22 protein-coding genes are annotated in these 22,207 nt (G+C 67.3%); 17 read left to right on the top strand and 5 right to left on the bottom strand.

The annotated features are described in order from the left end of the window. The first annotated feature begins 4 nt into the window (after positions 1-4). Both BPET_RS00420 and leuA read left to right on the top strand, forming a co-directional pair. Positions 5-646: a hypothetical protein gene (locus BPET_RS00420; protein ID WP_012247114.1), complete on the top strand. Its 642-nt coding sequence runs from the start codon at positions 5-7 to the stop codon at positions 644-646. Between the two features lie 366 nt (positions 647-1,012). Next, positions 1,013-2,722: a 2-isopropylmalate synthase gene (gene leuA / locus BPET_RS00415; RefSeq protein WP_085970189.1), complete on the top strand. Its 1,710-nt coding sequence runs from the start codon at positions 1,013-1,015 to the stop codon at positions 2,720-2,722. 342 nt (positions 2,723-3,064) lie between these two features. Here the strand turns inward: leuA and BPET_RS00410 are convergent, their stop codons facing one another. Next, a complete protein-coding gene (locus tag BPET_RS00410; RefSeq protein ID WP_012247111.1) occupies positions 3,065-4,360 on the bottom strand; it encodes an amidase in 1,296 nt (431 codons plus the stop codon). Between the two features lie 249 nt (positions 4,361-4,609). Here BPET_RS00410 and BPET_RS00405 point away from each other — a divergent pair, with 249 nt between their 5' ends. The 10 genes from BPET_RS00405 (at position 4,610) to BPET_RS00360 (ending at position 14,402) form a co-directional block, all read left to right on the top strand. Further along, complete coding sequence (locus BPET_RS00405; RefSeq protein WP_012247110.1) at positions 4,610-5,656, top strand: LacI family DNA-binding transcriptional regulator; 1,047 nt, start codon at positions 4,610-4,612, stop codon at positions 5,654-5,656. Continuing rightward, positions 5,653-6,663, top strand: coding sequence for an ABC transporter substrate-binding protein (locus BPET_RS00400; protein WP_012247109.1), 1,011 nt, complete (start codon positions 5,653-5,655; stop codon positions 6,661-6,663). The genes BPET_RS00405 and BPET_RS00400 overlap by 4 nt, the downstream gene beginning before the upstream one ends. 30 nt (positions 6,664-6,693) lie before the next feature. Next, positions 6,694-7,509 carry an ABC transporter permease gene (locus tag BPET_RS00395; RefSeq protein WP_012247108.1) on the top strand — a complete coding sequence of 272 codons (816 nt, stop codon included), beginning with the start codon at positions 6,694-6,696 and terminating at the stop codon, positions 7,507-7,509. A 13-nt stretch (positions 7,510-7,522) separates the two neighbouring features. After that, positions 7,523-8,344 carry an ABC transporter permease gene (locus BPET_RS00390; protein ID WP_012247107.1) on the top strand — a complete coding sequence of 274 codons (822 nt, stop codon included), beginning with the start codon at positions 7,523-7,525 and terminating at the stop codon, positions 8,342-8,344. Continuing rightward, positions 8,341-9,348, top strand: coding sequence for an ABC transporter ATP-binding protein (locus BPET_RS00385; RefSeq protein WP_041862586.1), 1,008 nt, complete (start codon positions 8,341-8,343; stop codon positions 9,346-9,348). Before BPET_RS00390 ends, BPET_RS00385 begins: the two co-directional genes overlap by 4 nt. 62 nt (positions 9,349-9,410) lie before the next feature. Then, the gene (locus tag BPET_RS00380; protein ID WP_012247105.1) at positions 9,411-10,232 is read left to right on the top strand and encodes a phosphodiesterase; all 822 of its coding nucleotides are present in this window, start codon (positions 9,411-9,413) and stop codon (positions 10,230-10,232) included. A gap of 104 nt (positions 10,233-10,336) precedes the next feature. Next, on the top strand, positions 10,337-11,410 hold the full coding sequence (locus BPET_RS00375) for an ABC transporter ATP-binding protein (protein ID WP_012247104.1): 1,074 nt from the start codon (positions 10,337-10,339) through the stop codon (positions 11,408-11,410). A gap of 11 nt (positions 11,411-11,421) precedes the next feature. Next, entirely contained in the window at positions 11,422-12,717 is a 1,296-nt protein-coding gene (locus tag BPET_RS00370) for an ABC transporter substrate-binding protein (protein WP_012247103.1), read from the top strand. Positions 12,718-12,729: 12 nt separating this feature from the next. Continuing rightward, the gene (locus tag BPET_RS00365) at positions 12,730-13,605 is read left to right on the top strand and encodes a carbohydrate ABC transporter permease (protein ID WP_012247102.1); all 876 of its coding nucleotides are present in this window, start codon (positions 12,730-12,732) and stop codon (positions 13,603-13,605) included. Further along, positions 13,602-14,402, top strand: coding sequence for a carbohydrate ABC transporter permease (locus BPET_RS00360; protein WP_012247101.1), 801 nt, complete (start codon positions 13,602-13,604; stop codon positions 14,400-14,402). Before BPET_RS00365 ends, BPET_RS00360 begins: the two co-directional genes overlap by 4 nt. A gap of 36 nt (positions 14,403-14,438) precedes the next feature. Here the strand turns inward: BPET_RS00360 and BPET_RS00355 are convergent, their stop codons facing one another. Continuing rightward, positions 14,439-14,756, bottom strand: coding sequence for a hypothetical protein (locus BPET_RS00355; RefSeq protein WP_012247100.1), 318 nt, complete (start codon positions 14,754-14,756; stop codon positions 14,439-14,441). A gap of 99 nt (positions 14,757-14,855) precedes the next feature. Next, entirely contained in the window at positions 14,856-15,206 is a 351-nt protein-coding gene (locus BPET_RS00350) for a DUF1840 domain-containing protein (RefSeq protein WP_041863336.1), read from the bottom strand. Positions 15,207-15,559: 353 nt separating this feature from the next. On the opposite strand from BPET_RS00350, the gene argS reads away from it, so the two are divergent. The 3 genes from argS to BPET_RS00335 all read left to right on the top strand — a co-directional run bounded on the left by argS (position 15,560) and on the right by BPET_RS00335 (position 18,598). Beyond that, positions 15,560-17,245 carry an arginine--tRNA ligase gene (gene argS / locus BPET_RS00345; RefSeq protein WP_012247098.1) on the top strand — a complete coding sequence of 562 codons (1,686 nt, stop codon included), beginning with the start codon at positions 15,560-15,562 and terminating at the stop codon, positions 17,243-17,245. Positions 17,246-17,254: 9 nt separating this feature from the next. Beyond that, positions 17,255-17,893 (top strand): SPOR domain-containing protein, encoded by a 639-nt coding sequence (locus BPET_RS00340; RefSeq protein WP_012247097.1) that lies wholly within the window; start codon positions 17,255-17,257, stop codon positions 17,891-17,893. 75 nt (positions 17,894-17,968) lie between these two features. Beyond that, a complete protein-coding gene (locus BPET_RS00335) occupies positions 17,969-18,598 on the top strand; it encodes a thiol:disulfide interchange protein DsbA/DsbL (RefSeq protein WP_012247096.1) in 630 nt (209 codons plus the stop codon). 62 nt (positions 18,599-18,660) lie between these two features. Here the strand turns inward: BPET_RS00335 and metC are convergent, their stop codons facing one another. Further along, a complete protein-coding gene (metC, locus tag BPET_RS00330; RefSeq protein ID WP_012247095.1) occupies positions 18,661-19,851 on the bottom strand; it encodes a cystathionine beta-lyase in 1,191 nt (396 codons plus the stop codon). Positions 19,852-20,024: 173 nt separating this feature from the next. Between metC and BPET_RS00325 the strand changes: the two genes are divergently transcribed. Next, positions 20,025-20,651, top strand: coding sequence for a LysE family translocator (locus BPET_RS00325; RefSeq protein WP_041863334.1), 627 nt, complete (start codon positions 20,025-20,027; stop codon positions 20,649-20,651). A gap of 22 nt (positions 20,652-20,673) precedes the next feature. Here BPET_RS00325 and BPET_RS00320 read toward each other — a convergent pair whose 3' ends face one another. After that, a complete protein-coding gene (locus BPET_RS00320) occupies positions 20,674-21,732 on the bottom strand; it encodes an MBL fold metallo-hydrolase (protein ID WP_041862585.1) in 1,059 nt (352 codons plus the stop codon). A gap of 74 nt (positions 21,733-21,806) precedes the next feature. Between BPET_RS00320 and BPET_RS00315 the strand changes: the two genes are divergently transcribed. Continuing rightward, on the top strand, positions 21,807-22,184 hold the full coding sequence (locus BPET_RS00315; protein WP_012247092.1) for a MerR family transcriptional regulator: 378 nt from the start codon (positions 21,807-21,809) through the stop codon (positions 22,182-22,184). Positions 22,185-22,207: the final 23 nt, after the last annotated feature.

The following is a 22,207-nucleotide window of genomic DNA, read 5'->3' as shown; positions in this document are numbered from 1 at the left end:
TTGCATGATGAATGCCACCTCGCCCGAACGCGTCCGCCAAGACTGCCGCCTGATCGGTCAGACGCTGCTCAAATTGGCGCTCCCCCGGCTGCTGATCAGGGCCGTGGTGCTGGTCGTTGCCGCCATCGTGTGGCTGCTCGTAGCCTCGTGGCTGCTCAGCCTCGGTCAGGGCCTGAACTTCGAAAATCTACCGATCGTCGGCCAGGACGGCAGCAATTTCCTGCAAAGGGCGCTTCCCTACGCGCGGTGGGGCGTGGTGGTCATCTGGACGCTGATCATATTCTTCATTGCGCGCGCCTGGGTGGCTTCCGACATGGCCGCGGCGCGGGCCCGCCCCGTGCCCTCGGACGACCTGGCCGACCTGGTGCCGCAGTTGTCCGACGAAGTCGTGGCCGTGCTGCGCTGGGTGTGGGGCAGCCGCGACGAACCCTTCACCGTGGGCGACCTGCGCCAGGCGCTGGCCGAACTGCGCCACAGCCGCATCGGCAAACTCGATCTGGTCCGCCAGCAGGCCGATATTCTCGATGGCCGGGCAGCCCGGCAACCAATGGGCAACCCCGGCAGCCCCGCAACGGCGCGGCCCGCCGCCAATTTGCCGCAGCCCGAGGCCCGCCCGGCGGGGGCCCGCATCGAACCCAATCTGTAGGTCTTCCGGCCCTGGCCATTGCGCCGGGGCCAAAAATGTGTTTGACTTACGGCTTATGGCCGATATCCGATTCCCCCTCGCGATTGCCTCCGGACGCCTCAGCGCCCCGGTCGCCGGCCTGCGCGCGCAAATTTCCCCCTTCGCGCTATCGCTATACCTACCGATCGGTTGCCGGGCCTAGCGCCCGTGGTAGCTCGGCAGCCACGCTCCGCCACAAGCCTGTTCCCTGTTCATCGCTTGCCTCCAGCCGGCCCACTCATGGCCCGCTGATGCCCCGGACCACTATCCCGGCCTGCCGAACAGGGTTCCCCGGAACCGAAACCGGAATTCCTCCCGCCACACATCGGGAATATTGATCGAGGTGTACTGATGCTTGCCAACCCCGCCACCAAATACGTACCGTTTGCGCCGTTCGCGCGTGATTTCTCCGAACGCACCTGGCCCAGCCGCCGCATCACCCAGCCGCCCATCTGGATGAGCACCGACCTGCGCGACGGCAACCAGTCGCTGATCGAGCCCATGAGCGTCGAGCGCAAACTGCGTTTCTTCGAGCAGCTGGTCAAGATCGGCTTCAAGGAAATCGAAGTCGGCTTCCCGTCGGCCTCGCAAACCGACTTCGACTTCGTGCGCAAGCTGGTCGATGAAAAACGCATTCCCGACGACGTCACCATCATCGTGCTGACCCAGTCGCGCGAAGATCTCATCAGCCGCACCGTCGAAGCCGCGGCGGGCGCCAAGCAAGCCATCGTGCACCTGTACAACGCCTGCGCTCCGGCGTTCCGCAAGGTGGTGTTCAACATGAGCAAAGACGAGATCAAGCAAATTGCCATCTCGGGCACGCAGTGGGTCAAGCAGTACATGGCCCAGCACCCCGAAACGCAATGGCGCTACGAATACTCGCCCGAAGTCTTCAGCACCACCGAACCCGAATTCGCGCTGGAAGTCTCCAACGCCGTGGCCGACGTCTGGCAACCCACGCCCGAGTGCAAAATGGTGCTGAACCTGCCGGCCACCATCGAAGCCACCACGCCCAACCTGTACGCCGACCAGATCGAGTGGATGCACAAGAACCTGGCGCGCCGCGACAGCATCGTGCTGAGCGTGCACCCGCACAATGACCGCGGCACCGCCGTGGCCGCCGCCGAATTCGCCGTCATGGCCGGCGCCGACCGCATCGAAGGCTGCCTGTTCGGCAGCGGCGAGCGCACCGGCAACGTCGACCTGGTCACGCTGGCGCTGAACCTGTACACGCAGGGCGTGCATCCGGGGCTGGATTTCTCCGACATCGACGAAGTGCGCCGCTGCGCCGAATACTGCAACCAGTTGCCGGTGCACCCACGCCATCCGTACGCCGGCGACCTGGTCTTTACCGCGTTCTCTGGCTCGCACCAGGACGCCATCAAGAAGGGTTTCGCGCAGCAAAAACCCGATGCCGTCTGGGAAGTGCCCTACCTGCCCATCGACCCGGCCGACCTGGGCCGCAGCTACGACGCCGTCATTCGCGTCAACAGCCAGTCGGGCAAGGGCGGGGTGTCGTACCTGCTCGAGCAAGAACACGGCCTGGTGCTGCCGCGCCGCCTGCAAATCGAATTCAGCCGCGCCATCCAGCGCGTTACCGACGAGACCGGCCGTGAAGTCACGGCCGACGATGTGCACACCATTTTCAACCGCGAGTACCTGGAGCAGCATAGCCCCTGGAAGCTGGTGCGCCATCGCATCGACGGCGACCCGGCGGGCGGGCAGGGCAAGCAATTCAGCATCCAGGTCGAGCTGGACTACAACGGCGAGCGCCGCGTGGTCACCGGCTCGGGCGACGGCGCGATCTCGGCCTTCGTCGCGGCGCTGGGCATCCCCGTGCGCATCATGGACTACCACGAGCACGCCATCGGCACCGGCACCGACACGCGCGCGGCCAGCTACGTTGAACTGCGGGTGGGCGATTCGGCCACCGGCTTCGGGGTGGGCATCGACCGCGACATCGTCACGGCGTCGTTCCAGGCTGTGCTCAGCGCCGTGAACCGGCACCTGGCCAACGGCGTGACCGTCACTGAAAGCGAGACTGCCCAGGCCGCGTGATCCGCGTTCCCAGGCACGAAAAGCCCGCCTTACCCGGCGGGCTTTTCTTTTTGCGGCGCAGGCCGCGCGCAGTGGATGGGGCTGGGCTGCGCAAGTGCCTGGCGCCGCACAGACGAGACGGCTGAGGCACACGGCGGTGTCCGACACCTGCGGAGTCAGACACCTGGTTGCACGCGGCGAAGGGTATGGATGGTGTCGGGCTGCGCAGGTGCCTGGCGCCGCACAGACGAGACGGCTGAGGCGCGCGGCGATGCCTGACACCGTACGGGGGGCGAGACTTGCCGCATCTGACACTCTACGACATTGCGGGGCTTTTCCGCGCCGGAATGTCCGCGCTCGCGCTCAGGCGTCGCCTTCGGGACGCAGCACATTCAGCACCCAGCGCGCTATCGCCAGGGTGCGGCGGTCGTCGCCGGGCCGGCCCACGGCCTGCAGGCCTACCGGCAGGCCTTGCGGGCCGGTGTCGAAGGGCAGGTGCACGCAAGGACAGCCGAACAGCGTCCACACACGGCAGAACTGCGGATCGCCGGTGCCTTGCTCGATGAAGGGCGCTTCGCCGCTGGCGCTGGGCGCCAGCAGAAGGTCGTAGTCTTCGAACCAGGGCTCTGCCTGGGCGCGCCCCTGCGCGGCTCGCTCCAGGTTGACGCGGTGCTCGTCGGCGCTGATCTGGCTGCCGGCCTCAAGCAACGCCAGCAGCGAACTGCTCAGCCTGCCGGCGTGGTGGACGTGCTCGAACGCCAGTGACTGCGCGGCCTCGAAGCTCATGATGTCGGCATGCACCTGCACCAGCGCGCATAGATCGGGCGGCAGCTCCAGCTCGCAGACCTGCGCGCCGGCGCGCGACAGCAAGCCAGCGGCGAACTCATAGGCCTTGCGGGTTTCAGGCAGGGTGTGACGCCATTGCAGAGTGCGGTACATACCAATGCGCGGGCGGGAGTCGTAGTCGAGCTCGCGCAGGCCCGGATCGCGCATCAGCACCGAGGCAAACAGCGCAACATCGTCGACACTGCGGGCAAAACCGCCAATCGTGTCCAGCGATTCGGCCAGGCTTTTCAGGCCAGCGCGCGCCACGCGGCCGAACGACGGCTTAAAGCCCACCACGCCGCAATACGCCGCCGGCCGGATGATGGAGCCGGCCGTCTGGGTGCCAAGCGCGAAGGGCACCATGCAATCGCCCACGGCCGCCGCCGAGCCGCTGGACGAGCCGCCCGGCGTATAGGCCGGGTTGTGCGGGTTGCGCGTGGGCCCCGGCTGGTAAGTGGCGAATTCGGTAGTGACGGTCTTGCCCGCCACCAGCGCGCCGGCCTCGCGGCACAGCGCCACGGCGGCTGCGTCCATGGGCGGGCGATGGCCTTCGTAGATGGGCGAGCCGTAAGACGTGGGCAGGTCGAAGGTGGCGAACATGTCTTTCACGCCGAACGGCAGCCCGTGCAGGACGCCGCGCGTGGCGGACTGGTCGAGCGCGCGCGCCTGGGCGAGCGCCTGGGCCTTGTCGAGCGCGGCCCAGGCATGCACGACGCCGTCGCGCTGCTCGATGCGCGCAAAGCACGCGCGCAACAGTTGTTCGGCGCTCAGTTCACGGCGCGCCAGCAATTGAGCGGCTCGCGTCGCGCTCAAGCAGTTCAGTTCTACAGCCATTGCCCCATACCCTTGTACAGCATCGTTGTTCTATGACGGTATAGCGCGCGCCCATGACCGTTATTGCGTTGCCACAAGCGCGACGCGCCGCCTGGCAGCGCCCGCAAGCCGCGTGCCGCGGGCGCGGCTTGCGGCGCCGCACCACCTGTTTTAATTGGCTGAGCGACAAAATCACGATACCGTATCTCGTGACATCTGGCTGTCATGCTTTACCCCTAGAATGAAATCGTTTTCATGGGTGAACCTGCCGTGCCCGACAAACCGCCGCATCGACCGTCGATTCTGGAAATCGCCCGCAAGGCCGGCGTATCGCCCGCCACCGTGTCGCGCGCCTTCAACCAGCCTGGGCTGCTACGTCCCGAGACGCGGGCGCGCATCGAGGCCGTGGCGCAGCGCAGCGGCTTTCGCCCCAACCGCGTCGGCCGCAGCCTGCGCGCCGGCCGCACACGCACCATCGGGCTGCTGCTGCCCACCTTGGCCAACCCGGTGTTCGCCGATTGCTTCGAAGGCGCCGAGCAGCATGCGCGCACGGCGGGCTACAGCGTGATGATGGGCATTACCGGCTACGACCCTTCCGTCGAAGCCGAATCGGTGCAGGCGCTCATCGACCATCAAATCGACGGCCTGATCCTCACCGTGGGCAACCCGGCTCGCAACACCACGCTGCAGGCGCTGGACGCGGCCGGCATGCCGCACATCCTGGCCTACAACGAGTCCGGCTCGCATCCATTCGTGTCGGTCGATAACAAGGCCGCCGCCCATGAAATGGTGGCGCGGCTGGCCGCGCTGGGACACCGCCGCATCGCCTTCGTCAGCGGGCCGCTACCCGCCTCCGACCGGGCGCGCCGGCGCCTGCTGGGCGCGCGCGCATGCGCGCGCGAACTGGGCCTGCCCGCAGTGGCGCACCTGGCGGTGGCGGCCCATACCGAATCCAGCGCGCCGATGCTGCGCAAGCTGCTGGCGCGCGCCGACGCACCCACCGCCCTGTTCTGCTCCAACGACTTGCTGGCGGCTTCGGTCATCGCGCAACTGGCCGCGCTGCGCGTGCGCGTGCCCGACGACATCGCCGTGTGCGGCTTCGACGGCGTCAGCATCGGCGCGCTGATGGTGCCGCCCCTGAGCACCGTGCAACAACCCAGCCGGGAAATCGGCGCCACCGCGTGCGCCATGTTGCTGGCGCGCCTGGACGGCGGCGAATTCCCCGCATCGGTGCGCTTGCCGCACCGCATCGTCGACGGCGGCACCGCCGCCACCGTCGCCCCTTCTATCACCCCGACAAGGAAACGCTCATCATGAAACCGCTCATCCGCACCGCGCTGCGCGCGGCCGCGCTGGCCATGGCCCTGACCGGGGCCGCGGCGCAGGCGCAAAACGCCATCTGCTACAACTGTCCGCCCGAATGGGCCGACTGGGGCACCCAACTGAAGGCCATCAAACAGGCCACCGGCATCAATGTGCCGGCCGACAATAAAAACTCGGGCCAGTCGCTGGCCTCGATCGCCGCCGAGAAGAACAATCCGGTGGCCGACGTGGTGTACTACGGCGTCACCTTCGGCATCCAGGCCGCGAACGACGGGCTGGTGCAAGCCTACCGGCCGCAACACTGGGACCAGATTCCCGACGGCATGAAAGATCCCGACGGCAAATGGTTCGCCATCCACTCGGGCGCGCTGGGCCTGATGGTCAACGTCGACGCGCTGGGCGGCAAGCCCGTGCCGCGCTCGTGGGCCGACTTGCTCAAACCCGAGTACCGCGGCATGGTGGGCTACCTGGACCCGGCCTCGGCGTTCGTGGGCTACGCTGGCGCGGTGGCCATCAATCGCGCCATGGGCGGCACGCTGGACGACTTCGGCCCGGCGCTGGCCTGGTTCAAGAAAATGTCGGGCAACGATCCCATCGTGCCCAAGCAGACCGCCTACGCGCGGGTGCTGTCGGGCGAGATTCCGATCCTGATCGACTACGATTTCAACGCCTACCGCGCCAAGTACAAGGACGGCGGCAATGTCGAATTCGTTATTCCCTCCGAAGGCACCATTGCCGTGCCTTACGTGATGAGCCTGGTGGCCGGGGCGCCGCACGCCGACAACGGCAAGAAGGTGCTGGACTTCACCCTGTCCGACCAGGGCCAGGCGATCTGGGCCAATGCCTTCCTGCGCCCGGTACGGCCGGAAGCCATGTCGGCCGAGGCGCAGAAGAAGTTCCTGCCCGCCGCCGAGTACGCCCGCGTCGGCACGGTGGACTACGCCAAGATGGCGGCCGGCCAGCGCGCGTTCTCGCAGCGCTATGCGCAAGAGGTGAACTGATGGCGCCGGCACAGGCCGCGGAGCGCTGACATGGCGCGCCGCGGATGGATCTGGTTCGCCGTGCCGGCGGCGACGCTGTTCCTGGCATTCTGGCTGCTGCCGATGGCGGGCCTGGCGCTGATCGGCGCCGAGATCAAGGACGGCCAGTCGGCCTACCTGACAGTGCTGACCCGGCCGCAGTACTGGATCAGCCTGTTCAACACGGTGGCCCTGTCGCTGGCCGCCACGCTGGCCACGCTGCTGCTGGCGCTGCCCGTTGGCCGATTCCTGGCCTGGCACCGCGATTTCCCGGGGCGGCGGCTGCTGATGTCGCTGTTGATGTTTCCGCTGGCGTTTCCCGGCGTCGTGGTGGGGTTCCTGATCATCCTGCTGGCGGGGCGACAGGGCGTCATCGGCAACATCACCAGCTGGCTGACGGGCGAGCGCATGGTGTTCGCGTATGGCATGGGCGGGCTGTTCCTGGGATATCTGTACTTTTCGCTGCCGCGCTGCATCGGCGTGCTGGCGGCCGCGGCCGAACAGATCGACGCCAGCCTGCTCGAAGCCGCGCGCACGCTGGGCGCCAGCCCGTGGCGGCGGTTCGTCGACATCGAACTGCCGGCCCTGACGCCCGCGCTGATCGGCGCGGGCGCGATGAGCTTCGCCACCAGCATGGGCGCCTTCGGCACCGCGTTCACCCTGGCCACTCAGATCGACGTGCTGCCCATCACCATCTACAACGAGTTCACCAACTACGCCAACATCCCGGTGGCGGCGGCCCTGTCCATTGTGCTGGGCCTGGCTACCTGGGCCGTGTTGTACGTGGCGCACAGCCTGGCGGGCGCGCGCCTGGGCGCGGCGGGCTGAGGAGGATGCCGGCATGAACGCTTCCAAGACCGACACCCGCCTGGGCCTGGCCATCACGCTGGCGGTCGCGGCCTTCCTGATCGGGCCGGTAGTGCTGTCAGTACTGGCCGGGCTTACGAAGAACTACTTCGTGGGCCTGTCCAGCGGGTTGACCCTGCGCTGGATCGAGCAGGTGTGGTCGCTGTACGCCGACACCATCTGGCGCTCGTTCGCGGTGGCCTTGCTGACGCTGGCCATCTGCACCGTGGTGGGCGTGCCGGCGGCCTGGGTGCTGACGCTGTACCGCGGCCGGCTCGCGCGCGCGCTCGAAGAATTGCTGACACTGCCGGTGGCCGTGCCCGGCCTGGCCTCGGCGCTGGCGTTGATCGTGTCGTGGGGCACCGTGCGCGGCCTGCGTGGCAGCATCTGGTTCATTGTGATCGGCCACGTGCTGTTCACCCTGCCGTTCATGGTGCGGGCCGCGCGCGCCAGCATGCACGGCGCCGACCTGGCCACGCTGGACGAAGCCGCCGCCACGCTGGGCGCTTCGCGCGCGCAGCGCTTTCTGCAGATCGTCGTGCCCAACGCCGCCTCCGGCATCGTCACCGGCGCGCTTACGGTGCTGACGCTGTCGATCGGCGAATTCAACCTGACCTGGCTGCTGCACACGCCGCTGACCAAGACCCTGCCAGTCGGCCTGGCCGACAGCTATGCCTCGATGCGGCTGGAGATCGCCTCGGCCTATACGCTGGTGTTCCTGCTGATGCTGGTGCCACTGCTGGTGGGGTTGCAATGGCTGGCCGCGCGCGGCGACCGGCCTTCTCGTATCGCATCTACCCGGACCTCGTCACCATGACCGATCCTGTTGCCATCACCCTGAAGCATTGCGCCAAGACCTGGCCCGACGGTTCGCGCGCGCTGCAGCCCATCGACCTGCACGTGCAGGGCGGAGAAACGCTGGCGCTGCTGGGCCCTTCGGGTTGCGGCAAGACCACCTTGTTGCGGCTGATCTGCGGACTGGAGCAGGCCGACGCGGGCGCGTCGATCCGCTTTGGCGAGGACGAGGTCACGACCCTGCCGCCCGAGGCGCGCGGCGTGGGCGTGGTGTTCCAGAGCTATGCGCTGTTTCCCAATATGTCGGTCGTGCAGAACGTGGCGTATGGCCTGCGCGTGCGCGACATCGCCGCGGCCGAACGCGAGCGGCGCGCGCGCGAACTGCTCGCGCTGGTGCGGCTCGACGGTTTTGCCGATCGCCGGGTCGACCAGCTGTCGGGCGGCCAGCGGCAGCGCGTGGCGCTGGCGCGCGCCCTGGCCATCGAGCCGCGCGTACTGCTACTGGACGAACCGCTGACCGCGCTGGACGCCAAACTGCGCGAACACCTGCGCGTGGAGCTTGCGCAGATGCTGCGCCAGTTGCGCGTCACCACGGTCATCGTCACACACGACCAGGACGAGGCCATGATGCTGGGCGACCGCATTGCCGTCATGTCGGCCGGCCACCTGGAACAGGTGGGTACGGCCGAAACCCTTTACCGCGAGCCTGCCAGCGATTTCGTGGCCGAGTTCCTGGGCACCCTGTGCCGCGTGCGCGCCGGCCTGCAAAGCGGCATGCTGGTGGCGGGCGCCGACAGCCTGGCCTTCCGCCCGCACGAGGCGCGGCTGGAGCCTGCGCGCTCCGGCGCATTGCCCGCGCGCGTGCTGGCGCGCTTTTTCCTGGGCGGCTCGGTGCGCTATGAAATCGGGCTGGACGACGGCCAGCGCTTTCCCGTGGTAGCGCCCGCCCACAGCGGCCACGCGGCCGGCGACACCGTCAGCGTCATGGTGGCGCCGGGGGCCGCCGCCCGCGAGAACCGCGCATGAACCCGCCCCGGCCCGCGGCACGATGCCGTAACGCGACTTGTTGATTTGGATCCACTCTCATCATGCTTATCGCACAAATCACTGACCTGCACATTCGCATGCCGGGCCAGAAGGCCTACCGCGTGGTCGAGACCGACCGCTACCTGCCGCCGGCCGTCGACGCACTGAACCGGCTGGACCCCGCCCCCACGCTGACGATCGTCAGCGGCGACCTGACCGACTTCGGGCGCCCGCAGGAATACGCCCATCTGAAAAACATGCTGGACGGCCTGAATGCGCCGTACTTCCTGATGCCGGGCAACCACGATGCGCGCGAGGCGCTGGTGCAGGCCTTCCCGGAACACCGATACCTGCACGGGGAGGACGGTTACGTGCAGTACACCGTGGAAGACCATCCGCTGCGCCTGCTGATGCTGGACACTGTCGTGCCCATGCAAAGCCATGGCGCGCTGTGCGCGCAGCGGCTGCAATGGCTGCGCGAGCGCCTGGCCGAACAGCCCGGCCGCCCCACCGTCATCGCCATGCACCACCCGCCGTTCTTGACTGGCATCGCGCACATGGACGCCATCGGCCTGCTGGAAGGCGCCGCGGAGCTGGAACAGATCGTGGCGGCCCATCCGAACGTCGAAAGAATCCTGTGCGGCCATTTGCACCGCACCATTTTCCGGCGTTTTGGCGGCACCGTGGCCTCGACATGCCCCAGTCCGGCACACCAGGTGGCGCTGGACCTGCGGCCCGAGGGGCCGTCGGCGTTCGTCATGGAGCCTCCGGGTTTCCACCTGCATGAATGGCGCGACCACGCGCTGGTGACGCACCACGCCTATATCGGCGCCTATCCGGGCCCGTATCCGTTTCACGAGGGCGGCGCCCTGATCGACGAATAAACGAGGCGGCGGCCCTGACATTGCGGCGTCATGTTTGCACCGCAGAATGAAAAGGATTTCATTTGCCGCCAGAATGACAGCCTGACACGACACATCCAACAACTATGTCCACGCTCATCCTGGAAGACCTGACCAAACAGTATGGCGAGGCCGCCGCAATCCAGGGCGTCGGCTTCACCGCGCCCGCTGGCAGCTTCACCGTGCTGCTGGGGCCGTCGGGCTGCGGCAAGTCGACCACGCTACGCATGATCGCGGGGCTGGACACGCCCACCTCGGGCCGCATCCGCATCGGCGACCGGGACGTCACCCACCTGCCGCCATCGCAGCGCCGCATCTCGATGGTGTTCCAGTCGTATGCGCTGTTTCCGCATTTGTCGGTGCGCGAGAACATCCTGTTCGGCCTGAAGGTCCGCAAAGAGCCGGCCGCCGATTACCCGCGCCGCCTGCAACGGGTGGCCGACCTGCTGGGTTTGTCGCCGCTGCTGGACCGCAAGCCTTCGCAACTGTCCGGCGGTCAGCAGCAACGCGTGGCGCTGGGCCGCGCGGTCATTTCCGAAGCGCCGGTATGCCTGATGGACGAACCGCTGTCCAACCTGGATGCGCAATTGCGCCACGACATGCGGCGCGAGATCCGCGCCCTGCAGCAGGCGCTGGGCATCACCATGGTGTATGTCACGCACGACCAGACCGAAGCCATGAGCATGGCCGACCAGGTGGTGCTGCTGCGCAATGGCCGCATCGAACAACTGGACACGCCCGACGGGCTGTATGCGCGTCCCGCCACCGAGTTCGCGGCGCGCTTCATCGGCACGCCCCCCATGAACCTGATCGGCCTGGCCGCGCAAGATGGCGCGCATGTCATCGACGGCCTAGCGGGCGCGCCTGTGGCGCATGCGCCCTCGGGCGCGGCGCGCCTGGGCGTGCGCCCCGAGCACATACGCATCGATGCCGATGGTCGCCCCGCCACCGTGGAAAGCGTGGAGTACTTTGGCGCCGATTCCATCGTGGTGTGCCGCCTGGGCAACAGCAGCGGCGTGGCGGTGCGCGTGGCGGGCCACCTGCGCGCGGCCGCCGGCGACGCGCTGGGCCTGTCGTGGCAACCCGAGCACCAGCATTTCTTCGCCGCCGACACGGCGGTCATCTCCACCCCCGGGCGCTCCGGCGCCAGCTCCCTCTAGGAAAAGCCATCATGCGACGCACCGCCCTCAAAGCCCTGGCAGCCGCCCTGGCCGGCGCCTTTGTCTCGCTGCCGCTGTATGCGCAGGACAAACCCGTAGAAGTCGAGTTTTATTACCCGGTGGCCGTCGGCGGCCCCATCACCAAGATCGTCGACGACATGGTCGCCGCATTCGAGAAAGACAACCCCGGCATCGACATCAAGCCCATCTACGCCGGCTCGTACCAGGATTCCATCGCCAAGGCCCTGACCGCGCTGAAGGGCGGCACGCCGCCGCAGCTGGCCGTGCTGCTGTCGACCGACATGTTCACGCTCATCGACGAAGACGCCATCGTGCCGATCGACAGCCTGGCCAAATCCGAGACTGACAAAAAATGGCTTGGCGGGTTCTATGACGCCTTCATGCAGAACAGCCGCACCGGGGGCCACGTATGGGGCGTGCCGTTCCAGCGCTCGACCATCGTGATGTACTACAACAAAGACCTGTTCAAAGAGGCCGGCCTCGACCCGGAACATCCGCCCGCCACCTGGGATGAACTGGTCGACTACGGCAAGAAGCTCACGAAGAAAGACGCATCCGGCAATGTCACGCAGTGGGGCGTGAAGATCCCGTCGGGCGGCGCGTTCGCATACTGGCTGTTCCAGGCGCTTACCACGCCCAACGACGCCATCCTGATGAACGAAGAGGGCAACCAGGTGTACCTGGACAAGCCCGCCGTGATCGAGGCCGCGCAGTTCTGGAACGACCTGTCGGCCAAGCATGGCGTCATGCCGCGCGGCACGGTCGACTGGGGCACCACGCCCAAGGACTTCCTGGAAAAGAAGGCGGCCATTGTCTGGACCACCACCGGCAACCTGACCAACATTCGCAAGAACGCCGATTTCCCGTTCGGCGTGGCCATGATGCCCAAGGCCAAGCGCGGCGGCAGCCCCACCGGCGGCGGCAACTTCTACATCTTCAAGAGCGGCACTCCGGAACAGCAGGCGGCGGCGCTGAAGTTCGCGCAATGGGCCACCACGCCCGAGCGCGCGGCCGACTGGAGCATCGCCACCGGTTACGTGGCTGTCACGCCGGCAGCGTGGGAAACCGACAAGATGAAGAAGTACGCCGCCGAAGTGCCCGCCGCCACCGTGGCGCGCGACCAGCTGTCGGTAAGCGTGGCCGAGTTTTCCACGCATGAGAACCAGCGCGTGACCAAGACGCTGAACGACGCCCTGCAAGCCATGCTGACCGGCTCGAAGACGCCGCAGCAGGCCATGGGCGACGCGCAGCGCGAGGCCGACCGCGTGCTGCGCTCCTACCGCTAAGGCCGCAACCCCATGAACCGGTCCTTGCAAGCGGTGTACGGCTGGCTGCTGCTGTTGCCAGCCCTGGTGCTGCTGGCCGCGTTCACGCACTATCCGGCGCTGGCCACGCTGTGGCACAGCTTTTTTTCCACCCCGCGAGGCAGCCGGCCGGCACGCTTCGTGGGGCTGGAAAACTATGCCGTGATGGGCGACGACCCGGTGTTCTGGCAGGCGCTATGGAACAACCTGTGGTTCGCGCTGGGCACCATTCCCCTGTCTATCGCCATTGCGCTGGTCATGGCCCTGTGGGTCAACCGCAACCTGGCCGGACGCGGCTTCCTGCGCATGGCGTACTTCACGCCCACCGTGCTGCCCATGGTGGCCGTGGCCAACATCTGGCTGTTCTTCTATACGCCGCAGTACGGTCTGATCGCGCAAGTCATGCACTGGTTCGGCGCGGCCGGCCCGAACTGGCTGGGCACCCGCGACACCGCGCTGCCGGCGCTGATGGTGGTCACCATCTGGAAAGAAGCCGGCTTCTTCATGATTTTCTACCTGGCCGCGCTGCAGACCGTATCGCCGTCGCTGCGCGAAGCGGCGCTGCTCGAGGGCGCGTCGCGCTGGCAGTATTTCCGGCGCGTACTGTGGCCGCTGCTGATGCCCACCACGCTGTTCGTGCTGGTCAATGCGCTGATCAATGCCTTCCGGCTGGTCGACCACGTGGTGGTCATGACGCGCGGCGGACCCGACAACGCCAGCACGCTGCTGCTGTTCTACATCTACCAGGTGGGCTTCAGTTTCTGGGACACCTCATACGCGGCCACCCTGACCGTGGTGCTGCTGCTGATCCTGGCCATCACCGCGCTGGTGAAGTTCCGCTGGCTCGACCGCAGGACACACTATCAATGACCCGCAAGCTCGACACCCTGGGCGCCTGGCTGCTCGGCCTGCTGTGGATACTGCCGCTGGCCTATGCGCTGTGGGCCGCGTTCCACCCGCCCGCGTACGCCACCCGCTTCGACCTGCTGGCACCCCTGACGCTCGAGAACTTCAGCCGCGCCTGGCACGCCGCGCCGTTCCCGCGCTATTTCCTGAACACCTTCATGCTGGTCACCATGGTGCTGGCAGCGCAATTGGTGCTGTCGACCCTGGCCGGCTATGCCTTCGCGCGGTTCGAGTTCCGCGGCCGCGACCTGGTCTTCATGCTGGTGCTGCTGCAGCTGATGATCATGCCCGACGTGCTGCTGGTGGAAAACTACCGCTCGATGAGCCTGCTGGGCGTGCGCGACACGGTGTTTGCGGTGGGCCTGCCGTACTTTGCGTCGGCTTTCGGCATTTTCCTGCTGCGGCAAACCTTCAAGACCGTGCCGCGCGAACTGGAAGAGGCCGCGCGCGTCGAAGGCGCCGGACCGCTGCAGGTGCTGATGAAAGTGTACGTGCCGCTGGCCAAGCCCATTTATGTGGCCTACGGGCTGGTATCGGTCAGCCACCACTGGAACAACTTCCTGTGGCCGTTGATCATCACCAATTCGGTGGAGTCGCGGCCTCTTACCGTGGGCCTGCAGGTGTTCGCGGCCACCGACCAGGGCATAGACTGGTCGGTCATCACGGCAGCCACGCTATTGTCGGCCGCGCCGCTGCTGGTGGGGTTCCTGCTGTTCCAGCGGCAGTTCGTGCAGTCGTTCATGCGCGCGGGCATACGCTAGGGCGGCACCGCGCCGCCTGGGCGAGCCCCTGCCGGCTCAATACCCGACGGACAACCCCGGCAGGTCGACGATGATGCGCGGCTTGTCCAGGGCCAGGGCGGCGTGCTGGGCAAACTCGCGGCTTTCTTTGGCGTCGGAAGACAGCACGTCGTAGCCCAGCGCGTCGGCCACGCCCATGATCTTGTCCAGCAGCAGCACCTTGCCGCTGGGCCGCAGCGGCTCGCAGCCCAGGGTGTCCCAGGCGGCCTCGAACCAGTCGCGCGCATCGCTGGCGGCCTGCGGGGAAGGCGCCACGTCCACGGACAGGTCGACCGTCCGGCGGGCGTCGAATATGACGGTCACGTCGCTGCGCATGGCAGGCCTCCGTAATAGGTAAGAAAACCAGGTAAGAAAACGCGGCGCCAGTATGCCGCGCCGCAGCGCCGCAAACTGTCGCACTTGCGACATTGCCGGCTACCAGCCCTTGGTGGCTTCCCAGGTGACGTCGGCGCCTTCGGCCAGCGAGCGGCGCATCATGTCGAGCAGCGGAAACGCCCGCTGGTGCAGGTCGACGGCCTGCGCCATGGGGTGTACCGGCTTGTCGTGGCGATCGGCGTCGTCTTCCTGGCCGGCGTGGGCGCGGTCATCGGCCGCCACGGCGGCCTCGATGCCGTCGATGGCGGCCTGCAGCTGCTCGCACGTGAACACGCCGCGTTCGGGAACATCGTCGCCAAATGACTTGCCGGCCGCGCGCAGCAGCGGGGCGGCGTTCTGCGACAGCATCAGGACTTCGGCGACTGCCTTGGAATGGAACTTGATGAGCATGTTGCGGGCTCCCTCAGTGGTCAGTTCCATACACTACCGCAATGCACGCGCAGACGCCAATGGCAGGTTACGAGCATAGCGCCCCGCCAGGGGCAGCCCCGCGGCGCGCGCCGCCCAATACCGCGCCGGCAGGGGAAAACACGCCAAATCACGCTATGATCTAGGATATTCCCGCCAATACCATGGTTTTCGAGACGCATCACCAAGAATGACCTGGTGCGCGCCAGTGCCCCTGGCCACCCAAGACGCCCTGACCGCGGTCCCCGCCGATGTCGTGCGGCCGAAATGGATGACGGGCTTCGTGCTGGCAGGCATGCTCTCGCTGATACCCGAAACTTTCTGCTGATTCCTCCATGCTCCCCGAGCAACAACAACAACTTATTTCGCTGATCCAGGCCGCCGTCGCCAGCGTCCTTCCCGATGCCCAGGCCCAGGTGCTGCTCGAACGGCCCAAGGTCGCCGCCCACGGCGACGTGGCCACCAACATCGCCATGCAGCTGGCCAAGCCGGCGCGCCGCAATCCGCGCGAACTGGCCCAGGGTATCGTCGATGCCCTTATGGCCGAAACCGCGGCGCGCGCCCTGGTCGAAAACGCCGAGATCGCCGGCCCGGGCTTCATCAATTTCCGCATTACCGCCGCCGCCCGCCAAGCCGTCATCCAGGCCGTGGCCGAGCAGGGCGAGGCTTACGGCCACGCCCCCGCCACCGGCGAAAAGGTACTGGTCGAGTTCGTGTCGGCCAACCCCACCGGCCCGCTGCACGTGGGCCATGCCCGCCAGGCGGCGCTGGGCGACGCCATCTGCCGCCTGTACGCGGCCACTGGCCGTGACGTCACCCGCGAGTTCTATTACAACGACGCCGGCAACCAGATCCAGAACCTGGCTGTCAGCGTGCAGGCGCGCGCGCGCGGCATCGCCCCCGACTCGCCGGACTACCCGGCCGATGGCTACAAGGGCGACTACATCGTTGATATTGCGCAAGATTTCATCGCCCGCAAGACCCTGCAGGCAGCCGACGGCGCGGCCGTCACGGCCAGTGGCGACGTCGACAACCTGGACGACATCCGGGTGTTCGCCGTGGCTTACCTGCGCCGCGAGCAAGACCTGGACCTGCAGGCCTTCGGCCTGGCGTTCGACAACTATTACCTGGAAAGCTCACTGTACACCTCGGGCCGGGTCGAGCAGACCGTGCAGGCGCTGGTGGCCAAGGGCCACACTTACGAACAAGACGGCGCGCTGTGGCTGCGCACCACCGAGCTGGGCACCGGCGACGACAAAGACCGCGTCATGCGCAAGAGCGAAGGCGGCTACACGTACTTCGTGCCCGACGTGGCCTACCACAAGGCCAAATGGGAGCGGGGCTTCCGTCACGCCGTGAACATCCAGGGCAGCGACCACCACGGCACCGTGGCGCGGGTGCGCGCCGGCCTGCAGGCGCTGGAAGAAGGCATACCCAAAGACTACCCCGCGTACGTGCTGCACAAGATGGTGAAGGTGATGCGCGGCGGCGAAGAGGTCAAGATCTCCAAGCGCGCCGGCAGCTACGTCACCCTGCGCGACCTGATCGACTGGGTGGGCCGCGACGCGGTGCGCTACTTCCTGATCCAACGCCGCGCCGACACCGAATTCGTGTTCGACATCGACCTCGCGCTGTCGAAAAGCGACGAGAACCCGGTGTACTACATCCAGTACGCGCATGCCCGCATCTGCTCGATGATCGCCAACGCGGGCGCCGACGACGCCCGCATCGCGCAGGCCGACACCGCGCTGCTGACGGCGCCCACCGAATTCGCCCTGATGCAGCGGCTGGCCAGCTTCCCGCAGATCGTGGCGCAGGCCGCGCAAGAACTGGCGCCGCACCACATCGCTTTCTGGCTGCGCGACTGCGCCTCCGACTTCCACGCCTGGTACAACGCCGAACGCGTGCTGGTCGACGACGAGCCCCTGAAGCTGGCCCGCTTGCGCCTGGCCGCCACGACGCGGCAGGTGCTGGCCAACGGCCTGGCGCTGCTGGGCGTGTCTGCCCCGCAACGGATGTAAGCTGTCCCCATGGCCACCAAACGCAAATCGTCCCGACAACCCAAGCAAAGCGGCAGCACCATGTACGGCGCCCTGGCCGGCCTCCTGGTCGGCCTGATCATCGCGGCCGTCGTGGCGTTCTATGTCACCAAGGCGCCCATGCCGTTCGTCGATCGCGCCACCCGCGACGCCGATCGCACCAAGCTGCCCGATCCGCGCCAGGCGCCCGATCCCAACCAGGGCTTGTATGGGCGCGACGGCGCGGCCGGCACGCCGCCCAGTGGCCCTACCGCCACGGCGCCCGCGCCGCTGCCGGGCGTGCAGCCCGCCGCGCCTGCGCCGTCCAAGGGGCAGTCCGACGAGCTGGGCGCCCTGATCGCCACGCTGCCGCCGGGCACGCCCCCCGAGGCGCCGGCGGCCCGTGCGCCCGCCCCGGCCTCGGGCAAATATTTCCTGCAGGCTGGCGCCTACCGGGTGCTGGAAGATGCCGAAGGCCTGAAGGCGCGCATCCTGCTGCTGGGGCTGCCCGTGGCCGTGCAGCGCGCCGAAGTCAACGGCATGCAAGTCAACCGCGTGCGCGTCGGACCGTTCGCCCGCCTGGACGACATGAATCGCGCCCGCAGCCTGCTGGGCGAAAACAAGATCGAATCGGCGGTGGTACGGCAATAGGCCGCCGCCCGCCGATTGAACTAATGCGCAACACCGCTGGTCTGTACCCGTAACTTTCACTCAGGAACACGCCCGATGCAGTCCTCCCTGTTCACCCGCCTCGTAGCCGCCGCGGCGCTGGCCGCATCCACTCTGTTCGCGCCGGCCAGCCAGGCCCAGGGCGCCCAGCAGTACGTCGCCATCAATCCGCCGTTGCCGTCCGACACCCCGGGCAAGATCGAGGTGCTGGAATTCTTCGCCTACACCTGCCCGCACTGCGCCACCATGGAACCCCTGGTCGAAGCCTGGGCCAAGACGGCACCGTCGGACGTGGTGGTCAAGCAGGTGCCGGTGGCCTTCAACGCCAGCATGAAACCGCTGCAGCAGCTGTACTACACGCTGCAAACGCTGAACCGCCCCGACCTGCACTCCAAGGTGTTCACCGCAATGCACGTCGAACACAAGCGCCTGTTCAACAAAAAGGCCATGGGCGACTGGGCGGCCGAGCAGGGCGTGGACCGCGCCAAGTTCGACTCGATCTTCGATTCCTTCAGCGTGCAAACCCAGGTGCAGCGCGCCGACCAGCTGGCCCAGGCCTACAACATCGACGGCACGCCGTCGTTCGGCGTGGGCGGCAAGTTTCTGACCTCGCCCGCGCTGGCCGGCAACAGCTACGAAGGCGCGCTGAAAGAAGTCGACCGGCTCATTCCCCTGGCACGCCAGTAAGGCGCGGCTTCAGCCGCGAGTAGCGGCGGGCCCCTCGTAGGGGCCAGCAAGCGGCTCCCCGTTCAGGCAGCCGCTTGCAGGGCCTGCGCCAGGTCGGCGATCAGGTCGCGAGGGTTTTCCAGCCCGATGTGCAGCCGCACCAGGGCATGGTCGCCCCCGGTCCAGTACCGGTGGCGCGCCAGTTCTCCGCGCGTTACCCACTGCACCAGGCTTTCAAAGCCTCCCCACGAAAAACCGATGCCGAACAGGCGCAGCGCGTCGACAAAACGGCGCGACGCCTCGGGCGACAGGCGCAGCTCGACGGCCAGCATGCCGTTCGAACCCGTGCAGTCGCGCTGCCACAAGGCATGCCCCGGGTCGGCCGGCCAGGCCGGATGGTAGATACGCGCCACTTCCGGGCGCGTGGCCAGGAACTCGCACACTTGCAGAGCATTACGCGCATGCTGCGCCATGCGGATGGGCAGGGTACGCACGCCGCGCAGCGCCAGCCAGGCGTCGTCGGCGCTAACCGAGTAACCCATGGCATATTGCGTGCGGTTCAGGCGCTTGGCCACGTCCGCGTCATTGGTAATCACCGCGCCCAGCATCAGGTCGGAATGCCCGCCCACATATTTGGTGCCGGCCACGACTGATACGTGCGCCCCCAGCTGCAGCGGCTGGTACACATAGCCCGAGCCCCAGGTGTTGTCGCAGGCCAGCACCAGGTCGTGGCGGCGCGCAAAGGCGGCCAGGGCCGGCAGGTCGAGCATCTGGAACAGCAGCGATCCAGGCGATTCCACATACACCAGGCGGGTATTGGGCCGCACCAGGGTTTCCAGGTCGTCGCCAGCGGAAAAATACGTGAGTTCGATGTTCATGCGCTTGAGCAGCGCGGCATCCAGCTCGTACACCGGCCCGTAGACGCAGTCGGCCACCAGGGCGTGGTCGCCGGCAGACAGCAGCGAAGTCATCACCATGGTGATGCCGGCCATGCCCGACGACGCCAGGTAAGCATGAGTGCCGCCTTCAAGCTCGCAAAACACCTGTTCCAGGGCGGCGTGCGTGTCCATGCCCATGCGCCCGTATGTGGCGGCCCGCTCGCCGCCGGCCTTGCGGCGCTGCGTGGCTTCCAGGGCGTCCAGGCTTTGGAAGCGCACGGTGCTGGCGCGCATCGACGGCAGGTTGACCGGCGCCGAGCCGGTCTGCGGGTTGAACGGCGCGGTGGCGGTGTGCTGCAGCAGCGTGTCGATATGCGGGGCTTGGGATTTGTCCATGGCGGGTGCAACGGGAAACGGCTAGAAGATCGGAACCCCGATATTAGGAGATTCGCCGCATCCGCGGAAACGCCGGCCGCGCCGATTGCCACGCGCGGCCCGCGCGCAGTACGCTTGAAGCCCTTTGTGTTTCCCCGGATGGCATGCGCCCGGCGCGCGGCCGCCTTTTTGCCATGCTGCCTTTCGACACGCTGCTTGCCTTCTCCGGCATCGCCGTCCTGCTGGCCCTGACACCCGGCCCCGACAACCTGTTCGTGCTGATGCAGTCAGCCATATGGGGCCGTTCGGCCGGCATGTTCGTGGTGCTGGGGCTGTGCACCGGGCTGCTGGGGCACACGGCGGCCGTGGCAGCCGGCCTGGCGGCGGTATTCGCGGCGTCGCCCCACGCGTTCATCGCTCTGAAGCTGGCGGGAGCCGCCTACCTGGCGTACCTGGCCTGGCAGGCGCTGCGCGCGCGCGGCGGACCCGCCCAGGCCGAGCGGCCCGCGCCCCTGGCGCGCGGCGCGCTGTACCGGCGCGGCATCATCATGAACCTGACCAATCCCAAGGTGTTGCTGTTCTTCTTCGCGTTCCTGCCGCAGTTCACCTCGCACGCCCACGGACCGGTGGGCCTGCAGATCGTCGAGCTGGGGGCGGTGTTCATGGCGGCTACCTTGCTGGTGTTCGGCGCCATTGCTTTTTTCTCCGGCACCTTCGGCCAATTGCTGCAACGCTCGCCGGCGGCATCGCGCTGGCTCAATCGCGTGGCGGGCGTGGTGTTCCTGGGGCTGGCCGTGCGGCTGGCCACCGCCAGCCGCTGAAGGCGCCGGCCCGCCGGCGCGGTCAGCGCGCGGTAAAGCGCACGATGCCATCGGCGCCTGTCTGGCGCGCGACCTTGCCGGCAAAGTACAGCGCATGCAGGTGCGCCAGCGCCTCGCCCATGGCGAAGGTCAGCTGGTGCAGGTCGAGCTTGCGCTTGAACAGCACCGGCACGATGTCGGACGTGGACTGCGGCTGCGCACAGGCCTCAAGCACTTCCGCCAGGCGCTCGGCATGGTGCTGGTGCTGCTGGGCGATGCGTTGGTGCAGGCCCTTGAATGGACGCCCGTGCGAGGGCAGCACCAGCGTATCGGCCGGCAAATCGGCATAGCGGTCCAGCGAATCCAGGTACAGGGGCAGGGGGTTGGATTCCGGTTCGTAGTCGAACACGCTGATGTTGGTGGAAATGCGCGGCAGCACCATGTCGCCGGAAATCAGCGTGGACAGGTCGGGACTGAACAGCGACACATGCTCGGGGGCGTGCCCGTAGCCGACGATCACGCGCCAGTCGCGCCCGCCGATGGCGACCCGGTCGCCGTGCAGCAGGCGCGTGTAGCGCGGCGGCATGGCGGGCACCAGGTTGGGGTAATAGCCGGCGCGGCGGCGGATCTGGTCTTGCGCGTCCGGGTCGGTAAGCCCGTGGCGGGCAAAGTGCTCGACCGCCGCGTGCCCATTGGGGCCCGAGCCGCCCTGGCGCGACGACCACAGCGAGCCCACCATGAAGTCGGTCATGCTCATCCACAGCGGGGCGTTCCAGCGTTCGCACAGCCAATGCGCCAGACCGACGTGGTCGGGGTGCATATGGGTGACCAGCACGCGCAGCACGGGCAGGCCTTCGAGTTCGTTGGCGAAAACCTCTTCCCAGAGCGCCTTGACCTCGTCGCGGCTGATGCCGCAGTCGACCACCGTCCAGCCCTGACGGCCGTCGATCTCGTCGCGCAGCAGCCAGAGGTTGATGTGGTCCAGCGCGAAAGGCAGCGGCATGCGGATCCATTTGACGCCATCGGCCACCTGCTGGGCGCGGCCGGGCGCGGGCTGTTCGTCGCCCCAGGGATACTGCAATTGGTGCTCGTTGGGATTCATGAATACTCTCGGATAGGCTTGACGATTGTTCCAGGCCATCATAATTTACGTTTACGTAAACTGCCAAACCTCGCATGCCGCCTACCTGGACGATCTCCGAGCTCTCGCGCGAGTTCGACATCACGCCGCGCACCATCCGCTTCTACGAAGACCAGGGCATCGTCAGCCCGGGGCGCGATGGGCGCAACCGCGTGTACAGCGCGCGCGACCGCACCCGCCTGAAACTGGCGCTGCGGGGCAAGCGGCTGGGCCTGCAGCTATCCGAAATCCGCGCCCTCATCGACATGTACGACGGGCCGGGCGACAGCACGCTGCAACTGCGGCAATATCTCGATGTGCTGGCCCAGCATCGCGCCGCCCTGGAACAGCAGCGCCGCGACATCGACGACACGCTGGCGGAAATCGCCGAACAAGAGCGGCAATGCCAATTGCTGCTCGCGCAGAAACCCTGAACGCGGCGGCCGGCTGCCCGGCC

The sequence above is a fragment of the Bordetella petrii genome (assembly GCF_000067205.1).
Lineage (GTDB): Bacteria > Pseudomonadota > Gammaproteobacteria > Burkholderiales > Burkholderiaceae_B > Bordetella_A > Bordetella_A petrii.
Note: the sequence above shows the minus strand (reverse complement) of the source record. Positions and strands in the feature narration are given on the sequence as shown.